Genomic DNA, 3,470 nt, shown 5'->3' on the forward strand with positions numbered 1-3,470 from the left:
AAGGCTGGCGCTGGGATCAAAACGTCTTATTTTTTGGTCGATAAGAAGTTAATCACATCAGAATATTGTTTGACGTAACTGTCCATTGAGCTGGTATCAAGTCCGTCATTTTTAACCATATATTTGCCGTTCACAAATACAGAAGGTACGCCTTGCAGACCCAGATCGGCAGCGGCTTTTTCCTGTTGAACAACCAGTGATTTCACTACAAAGCTGTTAAGCGCAGCATCGTAGTCTTCACCTTTCACACCGGCCTGAATAAACACCTTACGGATATCATCAGCATTCTGAACAGACTGTTGTTTCTGAACGGCATCAAACATCAGCGGGCTGACTTTATCCTCAACACCCAGAGCAATAGCAACAGCCCATGCCTGAGTTAATTGTTTACCCAAAGGCCCCAGGAATTCCACGTGGTATTTGGTGTATTTCACATCTTTTGGCAGGTTCTTACGGATGCTGTCTGATACATGCCAGACTTGTTCGAACTGATAGCAGTGCGGGCAATAAAATGAGAAGAACTCGAGTACCTGTGGTTCATTAGCAACGGTTTTATCTAAAGTAACGTACTGTGCACCATCAGAAAACTGTGCTGCAGATACACTGAAGGCCATAACCATACCAACCAGTGCCAGGAATATCTTTTTCATATAAAGCCTATCTCCATTTAATTAAACTTCGAACATTAATCGTGACTCAGTACATTGGCATCAGCTGTAAAGGAGGTGCCTGTAATTTCCTAATTTGCTCGGTGAAAGCGGATATCTGACCACGCCAAAAATCTTCGTCCTGCATCCACGGGAAGCTTTTTGGAAACGCAGGATCACCCCAGCGCTTCGCGACCCAGGCCAGATAATAGACCATGCGCATAGCACGCAGCGGCTCAATTAACGCCAGCTCGCTGGAATCAAAATCGGCGAATTCCTCATAAGCTTCCAGCAAGATATCTAACTGAATTCGTTGTTCACTTTGCTCGCCATGTAACAACATCCACATATCCTGAACGGCCGGGCCGGTGCGGGCATCATCCATATCGACAAACAGCGGACCATCACGCCAGAGAATATTTCCCGGATGGCAATCACCGTGTAAACGTATCGACTGCCAGTCCGTATGCCAGAATTCCCGCGTTGTACGGATCAGGTTATCAGTAGCGGATAAGAAAGGTTCGCGCAGGCTGGCGGGTATCAGGGAACATTGCGCGAGAACTTCGCGCGGCTGCGTCAGATACTCATCCAATCCTATCGTCGGACGAACTTTGAACGGGCTCTGACTACCAACCTGATGAATGCGGCCGAGGAAACGGCCCACCCATTCCAGCTGGTCCAGATTATCGATTTCATACTGACGACCGCCCACGCTGGGAAACACTGTGAACAGGTAACCCTGATGGCGATGGAGGGTATCTTTATTGATTGAAAGCGGAGCGACAGCCGGTATTTCAGCATCAGCCATATCAAGCGAGAAACGATGCTCTTCGTAAATTTGCTCTTCGCTCCAGCGTTCCGGGCGGTAGAATTTCACGACGTAACGTTTTCGGTCTTCACCAAGAAATTGGTAAACCCGGTTCTCGTAGCTGTTCAATGCAGTGAGGCCGGACTCAGCAATAAGACCGACACTCTCTAAAGCATCAAGGATAAGATCCGGCGACAATGCCTGAAAATTAAATGCTGAATTGTTCATGACTTCATTCGGATTGGCCGCACAGAAAAATGACAATGGGAAATAGTAGCATCTATTTTTAGCGGCACGCATGAAGTTCACATAAGTTTACATCAATCTTTAATCACGCCACGGGCACGTAAAAGAGCGGTTTTAAAGTCATCCTCATAGTCTTTCTTAAGCCCCGGAATTTCAGCTGTGCTGTCGGTACCACGCATTTTAAGGTGATAAATCAAGGTATCATCGCTCAGTTCACCCAACTGTCCCTGATAACCACATTCCGTTGCCAGTTTCTGAATAAACTCCATCAGGTTCAGATCACAGTCTTCTTTCCATGCCGGGTGCAGTAGTTCGATCAACTCGTTTACGCGATGCTCTTTCATGATATTCCTTCTCCACTTGTTTTCAGACCTTAAAAATAACAGGGTTATTTCATCAGGGAAAGTATAAGCTCACCGCAGAAAAGTTTAACCTGCGCGCGGCCAAATTATGGCGTTACAATAACTGCAATAATGAGGTTTTAACGGGCAAATATTATGGATCGTAGTAGCATCACTGGCGTTATTTTAGCCGGCGGTCGGTCGAGCAGGATGGGTGAAGATAAAGGACTGATTGATATTCATGGTCAGCCTTTATTTGAACATATCGCTCAAAGATTACGTCCGCAAGTCGGAGATATTCTGATCAGCTGTAATCTGAACTCTGAGCGTTACGGAAGGGATTTCCAGACAGTCCCGGATATCAAACAGAATTTCTCAGGCCCTCTTGCCGGTATGCTTGCAGCGTTATCGGTGAGCAAAACCGAATGGGTACTCTTTGTTCCCTGCGACGTTCCGGCTTTCCCTGTCGATCTCAGTGAAATGTTATCTGTCGGGCTTTCCGGACAGAAAGCGGCTTATGCTCGTGACACAGAGCGTGAGCATCCAACACTTTGCCTGTTAAACAGGAGCCTGATACCAGCACTCACGACGTATCTTAAAAACGGTGACAGGAAGCTCATGATTTTTCTTCATAGTATTGGAGCAAAATCGGTGCTGTTCAGTGATTCTGCCGCCTTTTCCAATCTCAACACGCCGGAAGATGTGGCTAACTGGAAAACCCACAACCCGGATCTCTCTCAAGATGATAAATAAAAAAACGCCTTTGCTTGGGATCGTCGCTTATAGCGGAACCGGAAAAACAACCTTGCTGAAACAGCTCATTCCCTATCTGCGACAGCGTGGCGTACGGACCGGTCTCATTAAACACACCCATCATGATGTGGATGTGGATACGCCGGGGAAAGATAGCTTTGTGCTACGTAAAGCGGGCGCAGACCAGACTATGGTTGCCAGCAGCAGCCGGTGGGCGCTGATGACTGAAACGCCGGAACAAGACGAGCCGAATCTTGAATATCTGGCAGCGCGTTTCGACAGTAATAATCTGGATATGATTTTAGTAGAAGGATTTAAGCATGAAGAAATTGATAAAATAATGCTGTACAGAAAAGAAACAGGGAAATCGCTGGAGAGTCTGATAGATCTGCATGTTATTGCTGTCGCAAGTGATGATCTGTTCATACCGGTTTCACAGGCAATCAGCATTCTGAATATAAATGAGGTAGATAAAGTAGGAGAATTTGTACTTCAGTGGCTGAAAAATAAGCAAAACTAGGGTGTCTCTTCTTTTGTTTCTCCAAATTTCCCATAGCAAAAAGCCCTGTACGTCAGTACAGGGCTTTCCACTTATTTGATGCCTGGCAGTTCCCTACTCTCGCATGGGGAGACCCCACACTACCATCGGCGCTACGGCGTTTCACTTCTGAGTTC

General features: G+C 46.5%; 5 protein-coding genes. 2 read left to right on the forward strand and 3 right to left on the reverse strand.

Translation table 11 applies throughout. From position 1 onward, the window contains the following. Positions 1-26 precede the first annotated feature (26 nt). The 3 genes from dsbA to J1782_RS00380 form a co-directional block, all read right to left on the reverse strand. On the reverse strand, positions 27-650 hold the full coding sequence (dsbA, locus tag J1782_RS00370; protein WP_101079959.1) for a thiol:disulfide interchange protein DsbA: 624 nt from the start codon (positions 648-650) through the stop codon (positions 27-29). Positions 651-696: 46 nt separating this feature from the next. Next, positions 697-1,683: a serine/threonine protein kinase gene (locus J1782_RS00375; protein ID WP_152324937.1), complete on the reverse strand. Its 987-nt coding sequence runs from the start codon at positions 1,681-1,683 to the stop codon at positions 697-699. A 92-nt stretch (positions 1,684-1,775) separates the two neighbouring features. After that, positions 1,776-2,045 (reverse strand): YihD family protein, encoded by a 270-nt coding sequence (locus J1782_RS00380; protein ID WP_152324935.1) that lies wholly within the window; start codon positions 2,043-2,045, stop codon positions 1,776-1,778. A 153-nt stretch (positions 2,046-2,198) separates the two neighbouring features. Here J1782_RS00380 and mobA point away from each other — a divergent pair, with 153 nt between their 5' ends. Then, positions 2,199-2,795 carry a molybdenum cofactor guanylyltransferase MobA gene (mobA, locus tag J1782_RS00385; RefSeq protein ID WP_152324934.1) on the forward strand — a complete coding sequence of 199 codons (597 nt, stop codon included), beginning with the start codon at positions 2,199-2,201 and terminating at the stop codon, positions 2,793-2,795. Further along, a complete protein-coding gene (mobB, locus tag J1782_RS00390; RefSeq protein WP_152324932.1) occupies positions 2,785-3,315 on the forward strand; it encodes a molybdopterin-guanine dinucleotide biosynthesis protein MobB in 531 nt (176 codons plus the stop codon). The genes mobA and mobB overlap by 11 nt, the downstream gene beginning before the upstream one ends. Positions 3,316-3,470: the final 155 nt, after the last annotated feature.

Origin of the sequence: Rahnella sp. BCC 1045, assembly GCF_019049615.1 — a bacterium.
Lineage (GTDB): Bacteria > Pseudomonadota > Gammaproteobacteria > Enterobacterales > Enterobacteriaceae > Rahnella > Rahnella contaminans.

Excerpts from the sequence above, each read along its gene's own strand:
- mobB (WP_152324932.1), top strand. The coding sequence starts at position 2,785 with ATGATAAATAAAAAAACGCCTTTGCTTGGGATCGTCGCTTATAGCGGA.
- mobA (WP_152324934.1), top strand. The coding sequence starts at position 2,199 with ATGGATCGTAGTAGCATCACTGGCGTTATTTTAGCCGGCGGTCGGTCG.
- J1782_RS00375 (WP_152324937.1), bottom strand. The coding sequence starts at position 1,683 with ATGAACAATTCAGCATTTAATTTTCAGGCATTGTCGCCGGATCTTATC.
- J1782_RS00380 (WP_152324935.1), bottom strand. The coding sequence starts at position 2,045 with ATGAAAGAGCATCGCGTAAACGAGTTGATCGAACTACTGCACCCGGCA.
- dsbA (WP_101079959.1), bottom strand. The coding sequence starts at position 650 with ATGAAAAAGATATTCCTGGCACTGGTTGGTATGGTTATGGCCTTCAGT.